Source organism: Burkholderia sp. SRS-W-2-2016, assembly GCF_001931485.1.
Lineage (GTDB): Bacteria > Pseudomonadota > Gammaproteobacteria > Burkholderiales > Burkholderiaceae > Paraburkholderia.
The window spans coordinates 14294-32330 of record NZ_MSDV01000074.1; the positions used below are offsets into that span (position 1 = coordinate 14294).

At 65.7% G+C, this 18037-nt stretch carries 16 protein-coding genes; 14 read left to right on the forward strand and 2 right to left on the reverse strand.

Annotated features, from left to right (window positions below; all coding sequences use genetic code 11):
• The first annotated feature begins 19 nt into the window (after positions 1-19).
• The 12 genes from BTH42_RS30365 to BTH42_RS30420 all read left to right on the forward strand — a co-directional run bounded on the left by BTH42_RS30365 (position 20) and on the right by BTH42_RS30420 (position 14390).
• On the forward strand, positions 20-2686 hold the full coding sequence (locus tag BTH42_RS30365) for a FimV/HubP family polar landmark protein (protein WP_075304879.1): 2667 nt from the start codon (positions 20-22) through the stop codon (positions 2684-2686).
• Positions 2683-3495: a tRNA pseudouridine(38-40) synthase TruA gene (truA, locus tag BTH42_RS30370; RefSeq protein ID WP_075304880.1), complete on the forward strand. Its 813-nt coding sequence runs from the start codon at positions 2683-2685 to the stop codon at positions 3493-3495. Before BTH42_RS30365 ends, truA begins: the two co-directional genes overlap by 4 nt.
• The gene (locus BTH42_RS30375; protein ID WP_075304881.1) at positions 3492-4202 is read left to right on the forward strand and encodes a phosphoribosylanthranilate isomerase; all 711 of its coding nucleotides are present in this window, start codon (positions 3492-3494) and stop codon (positions 4200-4202) included. The genes truA and BTH42_RS30375 overlap by 4 nt, the downstream gene beginning before the upstream one ends.
• 59 nt (positions 4203-4261) lie before the next feature.
• On the forward strand, positions 4262-5455 hold the full coding sequence (trpB, locus tag BTH42_RS30380) for a tryptophan synthase subunit beta (RefSeq protein WP_075304882.1): 1194 nt from the start codon (positions 4262-4264) through the stop codon (positions 5453-5455).
• A 9-nt stretch (positions 5456-5464) separates the two neighbouring features.
• A complete protein-coding gene (locus BTH42_RS30385; RefSeq protein WP_075304883.1) occupies positions 5465-6379 on the forward strand; it encodes a site-specific DNA-methyltransferase in 915 nt (304 codons plus the stop codon).
• A 75-nt stretch (positions 6380-6454) separates the two neighbouring features.
• Entirely contained in the window at positions 6455-7267 is an 813-nt protein-coding gene (gene trpA, locus BTH42_RS30390) for a tryptophan synthase subunit alpha (RefSeq protein ID WP_075304884.1), read from the forward strand.
• Between the two features lie 78 nt (positions 7268-7345).
• Positions 7346-8218, forward strand: a complete 873-nt coding sequence (gene accD / locus BTH42_RS30395; protein WP_075304885.1) for an acetyl-CoA carboxylase, carboxyltransferase subunit beta — start codon at positions 7346-7348, stop codon at positions 8216-8218.
• A 308-nt stretch (positions 8219-8526) separates the two neighbouring features.
• Positions 8527-9837: a bifunctional tetrahydrofolate synthase/dihydrofolate synthase gene (gene folC / locus BTH42_RS30400; protein WP_075304886.1), complete on the forward strand. Its 1311-nt coding sequence runs from the start codon at positions 8527-8529 to the stop codon at positions 9835-9837.
• A 29-nt stretch (positions 9838-9866) separates the two neighbouring features.
• On the forward strand, positions 9867-10847 hold the full coding sequence (locus BTH42_RS30405; RefSeq protein WP_075304887.1) for an SPOR domain-containing protein: 981 nt from the start codon (positions 9867-9869) through the stop codon (positions 10845-10847).
• 7 nt (positions 10848-10854) lie between these two features.
• The gene (locus tag BTH42_RS30410; RefSeq protein ID WP_075304888.1) at positions 10855-11409 is read left to right on the forward strand and encodes a CvpA family protein; all 555 of its coding nucleotides are present in this window, start codon (positions 10855-10857) and stop codon (positions 11407-11409) included.
• 88 nt (positions 11410-11497) lie between these two features.
• A complete protein-coding gene (gene purF / locus BTH42_RS30415) occupies positions 11498-13045 on the forward strand; it encodes an amidophosphoribosyltransferase (RefSeq protein ID WP_075304889.1) in 1548 nt (515 codons plus the stop codon).
• A gap of 148 nt (positions 13046-13193) precedes the next feature.
• Positions 13194-14390, forward strand: a complete 1197-nt coding sequence (locus BTH42_RS30420; RefSeq protein ID WP_075304890.1) for an O-succinylhomoserine sulfhydrylase — start codon at positions 13194-13196, stop codon at positions 14388-14390.
• A gap of 18 nt (positions 14391-14408) precedes the next feature.
• Here BTH42_RS30420 and BTH42_RS30425 read toward each other — a convergent pair whose 3' ends face one another.
• Both BTH42_RS30425 and BTH42_RS30430 read right to left on the reverse strand, forming a co-directional pair.
• Positions 14409-15188 (reverse strand): AraC family transcriptional regulator, encoded by a 780-nt coding sequence (locus BTH42_RS30425; protein WP_075304891.1) that lies wholly within the window; start codon positions 15186-15188, stop codon positions 14409-14411.
• A 43-nt stretch (positions 15189-15231) separates the two neighbouring features.
• A complete protein-coding gene (locus BTH42_RS30430) occupies positions 15232-15573 on the reverse strand; it encodes an FKBP-type peptidyl-prolyl cis-trans isomerase (protein WP_075304892.1) in 342 nt (113 codons plus the stop codon).
• Positions 15574-15769: 196 nt separating this feature from the next.
• On the opposite strand from BTH42_RS30430, the gene BTH42_RS30435 reads away from it, so the two are divergent.
• Together BTH42_RS30435 and BTH42_RS30440 are read left to right on the forward strand one after the other, a co-directional pair.
• Positions 15770-16585, forward strand: a complete 816-nt coding sequence (locus tag BTH42_RS30435; protein ID WP_075304893.1) for a sensor histidine kinase KdpD — start codon at positions 15770-15772, stop codon at positions 16583-16585.
• Between the two features lie 102 nt (positions 16586-16687).
• A complete protein-coding gene (locus BTH42_RS30440; protein ID WP_075304894.1) occupies positions 16688-18031 on the forward strand; it encodes a hemolysin family protein in 1344 nt (447 codons plus the stop codon).
• Positions 18032-18037 lie beyond the last annotated feature (6 nt).

Genomic DNA, 18037 nt, shown 5'->3' on the forward strand with positions numbered 1-18037 from the left:
TGACGCGCCGGGAGTCCCGATGAACCTTCGACGCTCCGCTCTTCGGGCAATGTCCATTCAAAACGATCCGGGTCGAATCGCGAACGGGCCAGCGGCATTGGCCGCTGGCGCCGCTTTGGCTTTGGCACTGTTGGGCGGTGGCGCGGGCAATGCGCTGGCCGCGCCGGCGAACGCCGCGAGCGCGCCGGATGCCGCGTCGGGATCGGGTACGACCACGGTCGTGATGGCGATTGCGGCGGGGACCCAGTACACGGTTCGGTCTGGACAATCGTTGAACGACGTGGCGATCGCCATCACGCAATCGCACGACGCCGCGGTACTCGTGCGCTCGACGCGTGCACTGTTCGACACCAATCCGGCTGCGTTCATCAATCACAACCCGAGCCGCCTGCGAGTGGGCTCGGTGTTGATCGTGCCGGCGCTGGATGCGACGGGGGCGTTGGCGGCTTCGTCGGCTGCTGTCGCGGCGGGGGCTTCGGGCGCTGTGGGTGCATCCGCGCCGTCCGGTTCGGCGTCTGCGCCGACGGCGGGGGCAGCGGCAGCCGGCGTGACGAGCGGTGTCGCGGAGGGGAATGCGGCCGCGGCGAGTGCGGCCAGTTCCGCGGACCACGCGGCGACGCCGGTCGCGCCGGCGGTGTCCGGCAGTGCCAGCGCGCCCGCCGGAACCAGCGAGGCGGTGGTGAGCGGCGCGGCGGCGGGTGCCGTGGGTTCGTCCGCAGCGGTGGCGGGTTCGGCGGCGCAGCCGGCAAGCGGCGCGCAGGAGTGGACCGGCTCGGTTCAGCCGGGCGCGAGCGCGCCGGCCGGTCAGGCGTCGGCGCCGGCGACCGCCCCGGCAGTTGCTGGCACGCAGGCGGCTTCGCAGGCGCATCCGCAGGTGTCGAGCCTGCAGCAATTGCTGGCGCTGAAAAACCGCGTGCTGATGGAATTGCAGAAGCATGGCATTGGCGGTGCGCCGGCAGCGCCGGGCGCCGCGTCGACGAACGCCGCGCAGCCGGCCGCGGGCGGGTCTGCCGCGGCAATGGCGGCCGCACCGGGGCATGCGAACGTGGCGGCGACTTCGTCCAACGATGGCGGCCTGTCGCAGCGGCAACTGAGTATTGCCGGGGCGGTGGGTGCGGCGCTGGTCGTGCTGCTCGCGGCGTTGCGGATGGGGCGGCGCAAGCGCGACAAGGCGGCCGCGGCTCGTGCTGCGGAAGCGGCTAATGTCGACGCGGCGGAGTCGGGCCGTACTGATGATTCGCGGGATGCGGCCGAGGTAGGCGGTCAGGCGGCGGCTGTAAGCGCGGCAGGGCTCGTAGCAGCGGAGCGCGCGGAAGCGGAGCGCGCGGCAGCCGAACAGGCCGCGGCTGAACGTGCGGACGCAGAACGCATAGCGGCTGAACAGGCCGCCGCGGAGCGTGCGGAAGCGGAACGCGTGGCGGCGCAACAGGCTGCGGCAGAGCGTACGGCCGCTGAGCATGCAGCGGCGGAACGCGCGGAAGCGGATCGAGTAGCGGCGGAACGCGCAGCAGCCGAGCAGGCAGAAGCGGAGCGTACCGCTGCTGACCAACTCGCGGCGGAGCGTGCGGAAGCCGAACGCGCGGCAGCCGCACGGGCGGCGGAAGAACATGCCGCGGCGGCCGAACAAGCAGCGGCAGAGCAACCGGTAACTGACGAGGCCGCAGCAGAGCACGCGGCAACCGAGCAGGCAGCCACGCACCCCACTTCCGAACCCACCGCACCGACGCAACCCCTCACGAGCATTGCGCCAACCAGCGAAACCAACGCTCCCACCGAGTCCCCCACACCGGCTCACCACGAAGACCTGACCGCAGCCGCAACCGCCGCCAGCCTCGCCGCAGCCGCGGAGCTCGGCGCGGAAGCGTTGCCGCTGCGACCGCTCGAACCGGGTGTCAGCAGCGCGGAGGACGCGCACGCACCTCGTCTGCAATGGGACGACGAAATTCCACAAGGCGCCACGCCAAACCAACCGGCAGACCAACCGACCAGTACAACTACAACCACACATCCCGCAGAAACCCCTTCGGCCGCCGCGCAAGCTCGCGCAGCCGAATCGCAGACCTCATTCGACGCTCCACCTTCTGTGCCTGATTTCACGCAACACCAGATCGAACCGCGCACCACCGCGCCGTTCGGTCAGCCATTCAGCGATACCCCGACGCCGGCGCATCCGGTGCCGCCCCCGCCGGGCGAATTCCCGCGCGATGCCGTCGCCGCGTTCGGCAGCCTCGACATGCCGTTGCCGCCGCGCATCGAATTGCCGCCCGATAGCGCCGGCATCTCGACCTCGCTGTCGACGCAACCGGTCGCATCGCCGGAAGCCACCGCGAAGCAAGCGTTCCCCGCGTCCGATCCGGACCACGACGTGCCGCACATCGCCGACGAAATCGCCGCCGGCACCGCGGGCCACGGCGCTGTCGCCGGTCTCGGCGGCCCCGGTTTCGGCGCGCTGAAGCTCGACTTCGACCTCGAATTGCCGCCGAGCCTGGCCCAGCCGTTGCCGGACTTTACGCCGGCCGATCTCGGCCGGATCGCGCGCAACAAGCTCGAACTGGCCTCCGAGTACATCGAGCTCGGCGACCTCGCGGGCGCCCGCGCACTGATCAACGAAGTGATCGAAGCCAACGATCCGGCCACGCGCACTGAAGCCCGCGCGTTGCTTTCGACGCTCGCGCCGCTGTCGTGACGCGCATCGCTTTAGGGGTTCAGTACGACGGCGCGGCGTTCGCCGGCTGGCAGTCGCAACCGCACGGCAACACCGTGCAGGACGAACTGGAAAAGGCGTTGCGCGAATTCACGCGCACGCCGGTGCAGACGATCGTCGCCGGCCGCACCGACCGCGGCGTGCACGGCCTGGGCCAGGTCGTGCATTTCGATACCGAACTCGATCGCGCCGACGTCTCGTGGGTACGGGGTCCCAACGCGTTCCTGCCGAAGACGATCGGCGTGCAATGGGCGAAGCCGATGCCCGACGATTTCCACGCGCGTTTCTCCGCGTTCGAGCGCACCTATTACTACGTGCTGTACGTGAACCCAGTGCGCTCGCCGATGCTGACGACGCGCGCCGGCTGGGTGCACACGCCGCTCGACGTCGACGCGATGCGCGAGGCCGCCACGCACTTGATCGGCGAACACGACTTCTCGTCGTTCCGTTCGTCGCAATGCCAGTCGAAGACGCCGTTCAAGCATCTGTACCAGATCGACGTGCAACGCCAAGGTAACTTCGTGCATTTTCGCTTTCGCGCGAATGCATTCCTGCACCACATGGTGCGCAACCTGATGGGCTGTCTGATCGAGATCGGCGCTGGGCGCCGGCCGGCCGAATGGATGGCCGAGGTACTCGCGGGCCGCAGTCGCGACTGCGCGGCGCCAACCTTTATGCCGGATGGTTTGTACCTCGCGCAGGTCGGCTATCCTGAGCAATTCGCCGTGCCCGCCGCCGCGACGGGCAGCGTGCCGTGGAGCAGTGTATGGACCGAACAACCGGAAACATGAACGCAGCCGACACCCCTGCAACCCAGACCGAAGCGGCCGCCCGCCAAAGCGTGCCGCATCGCACGCGGATCAAGCTGTGCGGGCTTTCCAAGCCGGAGGACGTCTCTTGCGCGATCGATCTCGGCGCCGACGCGATCGGCCTCGTGTTTTATCCGCCGAGCGCGCGCTCGGTGAGCGTCGCCCAGGCGGTCGAACTCGTGCATGACGTGCCGCCGTTCGTGTCGGTGGTCGGCCTGTTCGTCAATGCGACGCCGGACTGGATCCGCGAAGTCGCGAGCAACGTGAACCTGACGCTGCTGCAGTTTCACGGCGACGAGACGCCCGAGCAGTGCGAAACGCTTGCTGGCGTTGCGGGTTTGCCTTGGTTGCGCGCGCTGCGGGTTGCGGCGGATACTCAATCGGCCGATTTGGTAAAATCGGCGTTCAATTATTCGGCTGCCAGTGGCCTCCTGTTCGACACCCATGTCGAAGGCTACGGCGGCGGCGGGAAGGTTTTCGATTGGTCACTTATTCCAGCAGAGCTCGCGCGTCGGGCCGTTTTGAGTGGTGGGTTGAACACGCAAAACGTCAATGATGCGATCCATCGCGTGCGCCCGTACGCGGTCGATGTCTCGAGCGGCATCGAAGTACCGGGCGCCCGGGGCGTGAAGGATCACGCCCGGATGGCGGCGTTCGTGCGCGCGGTGCGCGCGGCGGATGTCGAATGATTCTGGCTCACGAGCCTTCGCAATGAAGGTCGTCGGCCATTCTGAGAAGAGTGATCACCATGTATAACTTGCCTGACGAAAGAGGCCACTTCGGCCAGTTTGGCGGCGTGTTCGTCGCTGAAACGCTGTTCTCCGCGCTCACCGAGCTGCGCGAGTCCTACGAGAAATATCAGAAAGACCCGGACTTCGTCGCCGAATACGAGCGCGAGCTGAAGTATTTCGTGGGTCGTCCTTCGCCGATTTATCACGCACAGCGCTGGAGCGAATTGCTCGGCGGCGCGCAGATTTATCTGAAGCGCGAAGACCTGAATCACACCGGTGCGCACAAGATCAATAACGTGATTGGCCAGGCATTGCTCGCCAAGCGTATGGGCAAGCCGCGCGTGATCGCGGAAACCGGCGCCGGCCAGCACGGCGTCGCGACCGCGACGATCGCCGCGCGCTTCGGGATGGAATGCGTGGTCTACATGGGCGCCGAAGACGTGCGCCGCCAGGCCGCCAACGTCTATCGGATGAAGCTGCTCGGCGCGACCGTCGTGCCGGTCGAATCGGGCTCGCGAACGCTGAAGGACGCGCTCAATGAAGCGATGCGCGACTGGGTCACCAACGTCGAAAACACCTTCTACATCATCGGTACCGTAGCCGGTCCGCACCCGTATCCGATGATGGTGCGCGACTTCCAGCGCGTGATCGGCGACGAATGCAAGGTGCAGATGCCCGAACTCGCTGGCCGCCAGCCGGACGCGGTGATTGCGTGCGTCGGTGGTGGATCGAACGCGATGGGGATCTTTTACCCGTATATCGAAGACACTTCGGTGCAGTTGATCGGTGTCGAAGCGGCTGGCGATGGTATTGAGACCGGTCGCCATGCGGCGTCGCTGATCGGCGGCAGCCCGGGCGTGCTGCACGGCAACCGCACATACCTGCTGCAGGACGAAAACGGTCAGATCATCGAGACGCATTCGGTGTCGGCCGGCCTCGACTATCCGGGTGTCGGTCCCGAGCATGCGTGGCTAAAGGACAGCAATCGCGCGCAATACGTTGGCATCACCGACGAAGAAGCGCTGAAAGCATTCCACGACTGCTGCCGGATCGAGGGCATCATCCCCGCGCTGGAGTCGAGCCACGCGCTCGCTTACGCGACGAAGCTCGCTCCCACCCTGGCAAAGGACAAGGTCCTGCTGGTCAACCTGTCGGGCCGTGGCGACAAGGATATGCATACGGTCGCGGAGCGATCGGGCATTCAGTTCTGAGCCACGACGATGCGTGACGAGTTCGACCAGCCGCAGCCGGCGCTTGAAACTACGAATCCGGCCGCCGAGGTAGCGGCGGCCGCGGCACCCGCGCCATTACTGGCGCAGGTGCCGGCCGGCATCCAGCTGTTGAACCGCGATTTTCTGACCGATACAGCGAACATTCCCGACGGCTCGATCGATCTGATCGTGTGCGATCCGCCGTACGGCTTGGGCAAGGATTACGGCAACGATTCCGACATGCGGACCGGCGAGGAATTTCTCGTCTGGACCCGCGGTTGGCTCGAGCTGGCAATCCCGAAGCTCAAGCCTTCGGGTTCGCTGTACATCTTCTGCACCTGGCAGTACGCGCCGGAAATCTTCAGCTTCCTGAAGACCAAGCTCGTGATGATCAACGAGATCATCTGGGACCGGCGCGTGCCGAGTATGGGCGGCACCACCCGCCGCTTTACGTCGGTGCACGACAACATCGGTTTTTTCGCGGTGGCGAAGGACTATTTCTTCGATCTCGATCCCGTCCGCATCCCATACGATGCAGCCACGAAGAAGGCGCGTTCGCGTAAGTTGTTCGAAGGAAGCAAGTGGTTGGAGATCGGCTATAACCCGAAGGACGTCTGGTCGATCTCGCGATTGCATCGGCAGCACGCCGAACGCGTCGCGCACCCGACCCAGAAGCCTCTGGAAATCGTCGAGCGGATGGTGTTGTCCAGTTGTCCGAAGGGCGGGCGCGTGCTCGACCCGTTCATGGGCAGCGGCACCACCGCAGTCGCTTGCGTCCGTCATCAGCGCGAATTCGTCGGCTATGAGATCAACGAAAGTTATTGCGCGATAGCGCGCGAGCGCGTGAGCGCCGCCGCGACTCCCGCTGCACCACGTCGAAGCCGGGCCAAGCCGAAAGTGCAACCGTCGACCGAAGTGCAGTAAAGCGTGCAAATTGCCGCCAACGGGCGGCAATTTGCCGTGGACTGAACGCAATAGCCCCCATTCGAGAATATTTCCATGTCCCGTATCAAGAACACGTTTGCCGCGCTGTCCGCCCAGGGTAAGAAAGGCTTGATCCCGTTCATGACGGCCGGCGACCCCGATCCGGCGCGCACGGTCGAATTCATGCACGCGCTCGCCGCCGGCGGCGCGGATGTGATCGAACTCGGTGTGCCGTTTTCCGATCCGATGGCCGACGGCCCGGTGATCCAGCAGTCGTCCGAACGCGCGCTGGCGCGCGGCGTGTCGCTGCGTCACGTGCTGGCCGACGTCAAACGCTTCCGCGAAACCGACGACAAGACGCCCGTCGTGCTGATGGGCTACGCGAATCCGATCGAGCGGATGGGCGCCGACGCCTTCGCGCAGGCAGCGAAAGAAGCCGGCGTCGACGGCGTGCTGGTGGTCGATTACCCGCCGGAAGAAGCTGCTAACTTCGCGCAACAGATGCAATCTGCCGGTATCGATCCGATCTTCCTGCTGGCGCCGACGTCGACCGACGAGCGCATCGCCGAAGTCGGCCGGATCGCCAGCGGTTATGTCTACTATGTGTCGCTGAAAGGGGTCACCGGCGCGGCAAATCTGGACGTTTCCAGCATCGCGAGTAAAATCCCGGCCATCAAGTCGCGCGTCCCCCTGCCGGTGGGCGTCGGTTTCGGCATCCGCGACGCGCAAACGGCGCGTGCGGTGGCCGGTGTGGCCGACGCCGTCGTGATCGGCAGCCGTATCGTCCAGTTGCTCGAACAGGCAGCGCCCGATGTCGCTGCCCAGACGCTGCAACGCTTCGTCGCCGAAGTGCGCGAAGCGCTCGATAGCGTCGCGACTGCCCGATAACAGTTATTTTTGTCGCGGTAACGTGAGCGGCGGGCTAGTCCCGCCGTTCGCGCGATCGCTGACCCAGAAGGATTCCCTATGAGCTGGCTCGATAAGCTGCTGCCGCCGAAAATCAAACAAACCGACCCGAAGAACCGCAAGGGGATTCCGGAAGGCCTGTGGATCAAGTGCCCGTCGTGCGAAGCGGTGCTGTATCGCAACGACGTCGAGGCCAATCTGCATGTTTGCCCGAAGTGCGATCATCACATGCGCATCGGCGCGCGTGAGCGGCTCGACAGCCTGCTCGATCCGGAAGGCCGCTACGAAATCGGCCAGGAAATCGTCCCGGTCGACGCGCTGAAGTTCAAGGACAGCCGCAAATATCCCGAGCGCCTGAAAGAGGCGATGGACGATACCGACGAAACCGACGCAATGGTCGTGATGGGCGGTGCGATCCACACGCTGCCGGTGGTGGTCGCGAACTTCGAGTTCTCGTTTATGGGCGGTTCGATGGGTTCGGTGGTCGGCGAGCGTTTCGCGCGCGGCGCGCAGAACGCGCTCGAACAGAAGGTGCCGTTTATCTGCGTGACCTCCTCGGGCGGCGCGCGGATGCAGGAAAGCCTGCTGTCGCTGATGCAGATGGCGAAAACCACCGCGATGCTGACGAAGCTGTCCGAAGCCAAGCTGCCGTTCATCTCCGTGCTGACCGACCCGACGATGGGCGGGGTGTCCGCGAGTTTCGCGTTCCTCGGCGACGTCGTGATCGCCGAGCCGAAGGCGCTGATCGGTTTTGCCGGCCCGCGCGTGATCGAGCAGACCGTGCGCGAGAAGCTGCCGGAAGGCTTCCAGCGTGCCGAGTTCCTGCTGCAGAAGGGCGCGATCGACATGATCGTCGACCGCCGCAAGCTGCGCGAAGAAATCGCGCAATTGCTGGCGCTGTTGAGCCATCAACCGGCGGACGCCGTCGCGTAAAGCCGGACGGCATCGTCTTCTACGCAAACGGTGGGGCATCGCGATAGACCCGCGGTGACCGCCGGGAAGAACAGTTAAAAGCAGCGCGCCGCGTGAGCAATCAAGCGGCGCGCTGTCATTTCCGGGATAATCACGCTCGCAAACGATGTGGCGGCGCTTCGGACCCGAAGCGAGGGCGGCTGCACTGGCGGGTTTGTGCGCATAAACTCTGTGCGGCCGCCTATGCTGAAAGCCTGTGGCCGCCCGCCATTTGCAGCCCGTACCCAGAACCACCCGCGCACCACCGCGATTCACTCAAGATTCACCCGATGACGACATTCCCCACCCTCGACGCGTGGCTCACGCACCTTGAATCCGCGCATCCGGTCGGCATCGACATGGGTTTGGGGCGCATCTCCAAAGTCCGCGACGCGATGCAACTGTCGTTCGCGTGCCCGATCATCACGGTCGGCGGCACCAACGGCAAGGGTTCGACCTGCGCGATCATGGAAGCGATTCTGCTGCGCGCGGGCTACACGGTCGGCTGCCATACGTCGCCGCATCTGCTGTCGTTCAACGAGCGCGCGCGCATCAATGGCGCGATGGCCAGCGATGCCGATCTGCTGCCGCACTTCGAAGCCGTCGAAGCCGCGCGCCAGAGCCTCGCCGAACCGGTCTCGCTGACCTACTTCGAATTCACGACGCTCGCGATCATGAGCCTGTTCGCATCGCGTGGCCTCGACGCGGTGATTTTCGAAGTGGGCCTCGGCGGCCGTCTCGACGCGGTCAATATTCTCGATACCGACTGCGCGATCGTCACCAGCATCGACCTCGATCACACCGACTATCTCGGCGATACCCGCGAAAAGATCGGCTTCGAAAAAGCCGGCATTTTCCGTCCGGGCAAACCGGCGATCTGCTCGGATCCGGTGCCGCCGCAATCGCTGATCGATCACGCGGAAAAAGTTGGCGCCGAGTTGTGGCTGTTTGGCCGCGACTTCCGTTACGAAGGGCAGGCCGGCAGCGAACGTCAGCAGTGGAGCTACGTCGGCCCGACGATGCGCCGTTCGGCGCTCGCGTATCCGTCGCTGCGCGGCGCGAATCAGCTGATTAACACGTCGGCGGCATTGGCGGCGCTCGAAGCGCTGCGCGACCGTCTGCCGGTGTCGGCACAGGACATCCGGCTCGGCATCGCCAACGTCGATCTGCCGGGCCGCTTCCAGGTGCTGCCGGGCAAGCCGGCGATCGTGCTCGACGTCGGCCACAATCCGCACGCGGCCGCGGTGCTCGGCCAGAACCTCGGCAACATGGGCTTCTTCCCGTACACCTACGCGGTGTTCGGCGCGATGCGCGACAAGGACATCGCCGGCGTGCTCAATCATCTGAAAGGCGAGATCGATCACTGGTGCGTGACCGATCTGCCGACCCCGCGCGCCGCGTCGGCGCAGGAGCTCGAAACCACGCTGCGCGAATTGGGCGTGGAAGACAGCGCGGACAGCAGCATCACGCGTTACGAAACACCCGCACAGGCTTTCCAGGACGCGCTAAAACGTGCGTCAGAGAATGATAGAATTATCGTTTTCGGCAGTTTCTATACGGTAGCAGGCGTGATGGCCTACCGGAAATCGCAGCAACACTGAGCGGGCATCAGGCTCGAACCAAGCGATTCATGGGAATTTTCTCGTTCGGCAAGAAAGACGACGCGCCCAGCCGGCGCGGCGCAAACACCAGTTCCAGTCGGGCCGCCCGGGGTGAGCGCGTCGAGCGGCGCACCCGCCGCACCGAGCGTCCGGTCGACGCCGATGCGATGTTGCTCGACCCCACGTTGCCGGAAAAGCAGCGCGCGCGGCGCCGGTTGGTCGGCGCGATCGCGCTGGTCGCCGCCGCGGTGATCATCCTGCCGATGGTGCTGGACTCGCACCCGAAGCCCGTCACCGACGACATCTCGATCGACATCCCCAGCCGCCCCGCGTCCAAGCTCGCCAAATCTCGCGCCAACGAAGACGTGCAGGCTGGCGTCGCGCCGGACAATCCGCCGGCCGCCGACGCGGGCCTCGCCGCATCGAGCCTCGCGCCTGCAACCACGGCAACCGCCGCGGCCTCCGCCGCCAAGCCGGCGCCGGCAACGCAAGCGGGCCAGACGGCCCAATCAGCTCAAGCGACCCAAGCCGCTCCGGCAAGCCCCGCGAAACAGGCCACGAATTCGACCGCCGCCACCGCGCCGGCCACGGCCGCCGCGCCGAAGCCCGCCGCGAAGCCGCAGACCCAGGCGCTCGCCGCGAACACCGCACCCGCGGCGCCTGCGAAGCAAACCAAACCCCCCGCCGCCGCAACCTCTTCGGACGACGACACCAATTCGCCCACCGCCAGCGCGGACGCTAACTCCGGCACGCCGGCTTCGCCGCCGGGCAGCCGGTTCGCGGTGCAGCTCGGCGCGTTCGCCAACGAGGCGAACGCACGCAACTGGGTTACCAAGTTGAAAGCGGCGGGTGTACCCGCATATACCGAACATCGTAAGCAGGCCGACGGCTCGACGCTGACGCTGCTGCGCGCCGGCCCGTTCGCTGACCGCGCGGCGGCCACCGAAGCGATCGCGAAGGTCCGCGGGGCCGGCCTGATGGCGGGTTCGAACGGCAGCGGCGCACAGTAAGTCAGCGATGTTCACTGCCTTCGACTACGCTGTAATGGCGGTGATCGGTTTATCGGCGTTGCGCGGCGCGTGGCGCGGGTTGCTGTCGGAAGTATTCGGTTTGATCGGCTGGATCGCGGCGTTTTTGCTGGCCTGCGAGTTCGTAGGCTACGTGGTCCCTTATATCCCGTCCACCTGGCCGGGCGGCGCGTTGACCCAGTGGTTGATCGCGTTTTCGCTGGTGGTGATCGGGGTGGTGCTGGTCGCAAGCGTGGTGAGCGCGCTGCTGTCGCGCCTCGTGCAGGTCACGGGCCTCGGCGGCGCGGACCGCTCGCTCGGTTTGATGTTCGGCCTCGTACGCGGGGTCGTTCTGGTGCTGATTCTGGTCGCCCTTGGAGGCTTGACCGAACTGCCCAAAGAGGAATTCTGGCGCAACGCGCTGCTGCGGCCCTATGCGGTCGAAGGCGTACGCGCAATGAAACCATTGCTACCCGAGGCGCTCGCCGCTTACGTCCATGTGGACGACCCGGGCGCCCAGAGCAATGCGCAACAACAGGACTCCGGCGCACACCGGTTGCCTTGACGTCGTAACGCGTGCCGTCGCCTCACAGCGCGGCCGCGGTCCAGGCAGCGGTTGCCATCACGTATTTCGTACCTTTGAAGGACATGCCATGTGCGGCATCGTAGGCGTAGTTTCCCACTCTCCGGTCAACCAGCTGATCTATGACAGCCTGCTGCTGCTGCAGCACCGCGGTCAGGACGCCGCCGGCATCGCGACCGCGAACGGCAGCAATTTCCACATGCACAAGGCCAACGGCATGGTGCGCGACGTGTTCCGCACGCGCAACATGCGCAGCCTGCCGGGCACCAGCGGCATCGGCCAGGTCCGTTACCCGACCGCCGGTTCGGCGTCGAGCGAAGAGGAAGCCCAGCCGTTCTACGTGAACGCGCCGTTCGGCATCATCCTCGCGCACAACGGCAACCTGACCAACTGGCAGCAGCTGAAAGACGAGATGTTCCGCATCGATCGTCGCCATGTGAACACCAACTCCGACACCGAAGTGCTGCTCAACGTGTTCGCGCACGAGCTGCAACTGTCGAGCTCGGGCCTGCAACTCGATCCGTCGGCGCTGTTCAAGGCGGTGTCGGGCGTGCATCGCCGGGTGCGCGGCTCGTACGCGATCGTCGCGCTGATCGCCGGCTACGGGATGCTCGCGGTGCGCGACCCGTTCGGCATCCGCCCGCTGTGCCTCGGCAAGCAGGAAACGGCTGACGGCGTCGAGTGGATGGTGGCGTCGGAATCGGTGGCGATCGAAGGTATCGGTTTCGAATTCGTGCGCGACGTGCTGCCGGGCGAAGCGATCTTCATCGACGCGGAAGGCCAGTTGCATTCGCAGCAGTGCGCGACCACGCCGAGCCTGAACCCGTGCATTTTCGAACTCGTGTATCTGGCGCGTCCGGACTCGGTGCTCGACGGCGTGCCGGTCTACAACGTGCGTCTGCGCATGGGCGACTACCTCGCCGAGAAGGTCCGCCGTGAACTGCCGGACGTCGCGATCGACGTCGTGATGCCGATTCCCGATTCGTCGCGCCCGGCCGCGATGCAGGTCGCGAAGAAGCTCGGCGTCGAGTATCGCGAGGGCTTCTTCAAGAACCGCTACGTGGGCCGCACCTTCATCATGCCGGGCCAGGCGGTGCGCAAGAAGTCGGTGCGCCAGAAGCTGAACGCGATGAACATCGAGTTCAAGGGCAAGAACGTGCTGATCGTCGACGACTCGATCGTGCGCGGCACCACCTCGCACGAAATCGTGCAGATGGCGCGCGATGCGGGCGCGAACAAGGTGATTTTCGCGTCGGCGGCGCCGCCGGTGAAATTCCCGAACGTCTACGGTATCGACATGCCGACGCGCGGCGAACTGGTTGCGCACGGCCGCTCGGACGATGAAGTCGCGCGCATGATCGGCGCGGATCACCTCGTCTACCAGGACGTCGATGCGCTGAAGCAGGCGGTTCGCGACATCAACCCGGCACTCAAGGAGTTCGAGGCGTCGTGCTTCGACGGCAACTACGTGACCGGCGACATCACGACCGAGTACCTCGACCGCATCGAAAGCGCGCGTCTGGCGCCATCGTCGCAGTCGGATCGCGACGCCGCGAGCGAAGCGCTCGACGGCGGCCCGGCCCGTTCGCAGCTGCATCTGCAACTGTCGGTGGGCTGACGCGTAGCTCGACGCGAGCGTTAGCTCCGCGCACCCGAAGCCCGCTTCTGCCGATGCAGACGCGGGCTTTTTTGTTGCTGTCGCGCGCCGCGCGTCGTCATGCGTCGCTGCAAGCGGCAGCCGAACCCCGGTGGTAACGAGGACCAGCATGGACGACTTCCCGAACTTCGACTTCGACACCTTGGCCGTCCGCGCCGGCACCGCGCGCAGCGACTTCAACGAGCACTCCGAAGCTATTTTCCTGACTTCGAGCTTCGTGTTCGCGAGCGCCGCCGAAGCCGCCGAGCGCTTCAAAAACTCCGAAGACTATTTCACCTACTCGCGCTTCTCGAACCCGACGGTCGCGATGTTCCAGGACCGGCTGGCCGCGCTCGAAGGCGGCGAGGCCTGCATCGCGACCGCGTCGGGGATGGCCGCGATCATGTCGGTCGTGATGTCGACGTTGCAGGCCGGCGACCATCTGGTCAGCTCGCGGGCACTGTTCGGCTCGACGCTCGGGATGTTCTCGCAGATCTTCAGCCGCTTCGGGATCACCACCACGTTCGTCGATCCGTCCGATCTGGACGCGTGGCAACGCGCGGTGCGTCCGGAGACGAAGATGTTCTTTCTGGAGACGCCGTCGAACCCGCTGACCGAGGTTTCGGACATCGAAGCGATAAGCCGGATCGCCAGGGCGGCGAACGCGCTGTTCGTGGTCGACAACTGCTTCTGTAGCCCGGCATTGCAGCAGCCGCTGAAGCTCGGCGCGGACATCGTCATGCATTCGGCGACCAAGTTCCTCGACGGCCAGGGCCGCGTGCTCGGTGGCGCGCTGGTCGGCTCGAAGAAAATCATCATGGAACAGGTGTTTCCGTTCGTGCGCAGCGCCGGGCCGACGCTGTCCGCGTTCAATGCGTGGGTGCTGCTGAAGGGGCTCGAAACGCTGTCGCTGCGGGTCGAAAAGCAGTCGGCGAATGCGCTGGAAATTGCCCGTTGGCTCGAAGCGCACCCGGCCGTCGGGCGGGTGTTCTATCCGGGGCTCGAATCGCATCCGCAGCATGCGCTGGCGATGCGTCAGCAGAAGTCGGGCGGCGCGATTCTGTCGTTCGAACTGAAAGGCGACACGCCCGAGCAGATGCGCGCGAACGCATGGCGCGTGATCGACGGTACGAGGGTCTGCTCGATCACCGGCAATCTCGGCGACACGCGCACCACGATTACTCACCCCGCGACCACCACGCACGGCCGTATCACGCCGGAAGCACGCGCGGCGGCGGGGATTACAGAAGGTCTGATCCGGCTAGCGGTGGGACTGGAAAACGTGGGAGATATCCGCGCGGATTTGCAACGCGGTCTGCAAGGCTGAGAAGGCAGGGCGGCACGTTCAATGCCGCAACGCCCGCCACTGCCCGGGCGCCAGCCCGAACCGCCGCGTGAACGCGTGCGTATAAGCGCTCTGATCGCCGAAACCAATATCGAGCGCGATGTCGGTCAATGACCGACGCGGGTCCGCGAGCAGCGTGAGCGACGTATCGAGCCGCAGCCGCTGCAAATAACGATGCGGCGTTTCGCCGAACGCATCGATGAATAACTGGTGAAAGCGCCGCATGCCGAAGCCGCAATGCGCGGCGAGGTCGGCGATCCGTAGCGGCTCGGACAGATGCGCGCGCAGCCAACGGTCGATACGCGCGAAATCGAGGCTGCCGCGTGCGGCCTGGGTGCCGGCAAGCGCGCCGGTATCGGCGACCAGCGCGGCGCCGAGACGGGCCGCGGCGTCCCAGTGAAAACGGCGGTTGTCGCCGGCCGCGGGTTGCTCGCCGCCGGTCGCATGGGCGGCGATCCGGTGCACGAGCTGCGCGAGCGAAGCATCGACACTCACGGCCCGGGCGCGCTCGAACAGCCGCTCCGGCACCGCCAGCGACGCGGCCGGCAGATCGAGCACCAGCTGCCGGTTGGTACCGACGCCCGCGTAATCATGCCGCGCGCCGGCCGGAATCAGCCACGCGGAGCCGGCGTCGATCTGCTGCGCGACGCCGTCCACCGCCATCACCATCGCGCCGTCGAGCCCCAGCACGACCTGATGAAAGTCGTGCACGTCCGACGCCTCGACCGCGCCGTAGCAGCGCAGCGAGACGTTAGGGGCGGTGACGGCGGCGTGGCTCATGAAAACAGCTGGGTAAAAACGAAGAACCTCGAGACGAACAAACTCAGACTTCGAGCAGTTCGACTTCGAACACGAGCGTCGCATTCGGCGGAATCACGCCGCCCGCGCCGCGCACGCCGTAGCCGAGTTGCGGCGGGATCGTCAGCTTGCGCGTGCCGCCGACCTTCATCCCTTGCACGCCTTCGTCCCAGCCCTTGATCACCATGCCGCCGCCGAGCACGAACGCGAACGGGTCGTTGCGGTCCTTGCTCGAATCGAACTTCTGGCCGTCGGTCAGCCAGCCCGTGTAGTGCACGGTCACGGTCTTGCCGGCCACAGCCTCGGCGCCGGTGCCTTCCACGAGGTCTTCATATTTCAGGCCGGATTCGGTCGTCACAGTCGACATGCGTCGCTCCTCTAGTTAAAACGTAAAACCGACATTGTAGGCGTGTTTGTATGCGCGTTGACATCGCATCGCGGGGTTGCGCCGTGGCACGCGGATTGCGTCGCGCTCGACCGCCGGGCCGGACTGGCCGGCCCGGAGCAGATGCCTATAATGAGGCTTCCTTCCATCACCCAGCACTGCCTGAGAGGGCTCGATCGTGACAACGTCTTCAACCGGCACTGCGGGCGCACAGCCGGCACCTGCCGGCTTCGCCATCTCCGAACGCAGCGCGCATCTGCGCGCCGAAACCGCGTTGTTCATGCGTGATCATGTGTTGTCGCTGGTATCGCACGACCTGCGCGGTCCGCTCAATGCGATCCATAGCTGGGCCTACGTGCTCGAACGCAAGCTCGATGCGAACGATCCCAACTCGCAACGCGCGATCACCGGCATCCGCAGCGGTGTCGATCAGCAGGTGAAGCTGCTCGAGACGATCGTCGATGCGACGCGCGCCGAAACCAAAACGCTCGCGCTCGTCTGTGAGCCGTTTCCGCTACATCCGCTGCTCGACGAAACCGCCGAGGAAGTACGCGCCGGTCTCGCCCGCACGCGCGGCGTCGAAGTGCGGCTCGACTCGCAACTCGCGACCGAACAGCTGAACGGCGATCGCGAGCGCCTTGCCGCCGCGCTGTGGCTGATGCTGACGTTCGCCGTCGAAGCAAGCGCGCAGGGCGCCGAGGTCGTGCTCAGCACGCGCGCGGACCCCGGCACCTGGCACGCGAGTGTCACCTACACGCCGAACGAAGCCGCATTGAACGACCCCGCGTTGCCGCATCTGCTCGAAGCGTTCGCGCGCAAACAGGCCGGCGAGCCGCGCGAAGCGAAACGGATTGCGTGGGTATTCGCGCTGTGCAAGCGCGTGACCGAGGCGCACGGCGGCGGCTTCGAACAGAGCGACGCGGGCGAAGCCGGCGATGGCGCGCCGGCCACGCTCGCGCTGCGCGTGCCGCTGAGCGCGAGCGCGCCGAAATGAGCATCGTCGTGCGAACGCTGACCGAAGCAGTTAAGCGCGATTAACGTTTCAGTCAGCTTTCAGCCTCTATACTGACAACTTTTGTCGCCGGAGCCCGTCGCTTTGATCCAGGTTGTCGCCCTTATCGGTGCATTGTTTCTCGTTGCTCTCAACGGCTTTTTCGTCGCCGCCGAATTCGGGCTCGTCAAACTGCGGCAGACCCGCGTGCACAGCCTCGCGACCCAGCACGGCATGCGCGGACGTCTGCTCGCGAAGGTCCACGGCCAGCTCGATGCCTACCTGTCCGCGTGTCAGCTCGGCATCACGCTCGCTTCGCTGGGCCTGGGCTGGATCGGCGAACCGGCGTTCGCGCAATTGCTGACGCCGCTGTTCGGTCTGATCGGCGTCGAATCGGCGCAGCTGATCCACGGCATCTCGCTGTTCTTCGCGTTCTCGTGCATCTCGTTCCTGCATATCGTGGTCGGCGAACTCGCGCCGAAGTCGCTCGCGATCCGCGAGGCGGAGAAGATTTCGCTGTGGGCCGCGATGCCGCTGTACGCGTTCTACTGGGCGATGTATCCGGCCATCTGGGTGCTCAACACGAGTGCGAACGCGGTGCTGAAGGCCGCCGGGCTCGACGCCGATCACGGCCACGACTCGCATTACTCGACCGACGAACTGAAGCTGATCCTGCGCGGCCGCCGCGCGAACGTCGCGAGCGAACTCGGCTCGCCGGCCGGCGCTTACAGCCAGGACGAATGGAACACGATCGCGCACTCGCTCGACTTTTCGCGCATGACGGTATCGGACCTGATGCGGCCGTCGCATGAGATGGTGGGACTGCGCCGCGATCTGCCGCTGCGCGACAACATGCAGGTGGTCGCGCGGCATCGCTTCAGCCGCTATCCGCTGTTCGAGGATGCATCGGGCGAACGGGTGGCCGGCATGATCCATCTGAAGGATCTGCTGCTCGCGCGTCAGGCCGGCAGCACGCTCGACGACCTGTCGCACTACGTGCGCCCGGTGCAGTACGTGAAGCCCGATATGCCGGCGCTCGAACTGTTCCGGCGCTTTCGCAAGGGCGCGCCGCATTTCGCGCTGGTCGGCCACAAGAACGCGAAGCCGATCGGCTTCCTGACGCTCGACAATCTGCTCGGCGCGCTGGTCGGCCAGATCCACGACGAGTTCCGCCAGGGCGACGCCGACTGGACCCGCATGGACGACGGCACGCTGATGGGCAAGGGCAGCTTGCCGGTGGTGTCGCTGGAACGCGCGCTCGGGATCGATATCGATGAAGGGCAGGCCGAATCGGTCGGCGGTCTCGTGATCCAGGCGCTCAACGATCTGCCGAGCGAAGGGCAGCGGATCGAGTTCGAGGATTTCGACGTGGTGGTCAAGAAGATGAAGGGGCCGCGCATCGTGCTGGTGCGCGTGTATCCGAAGCTGTTCGACGACGAGGGTGGTTGACTGGCG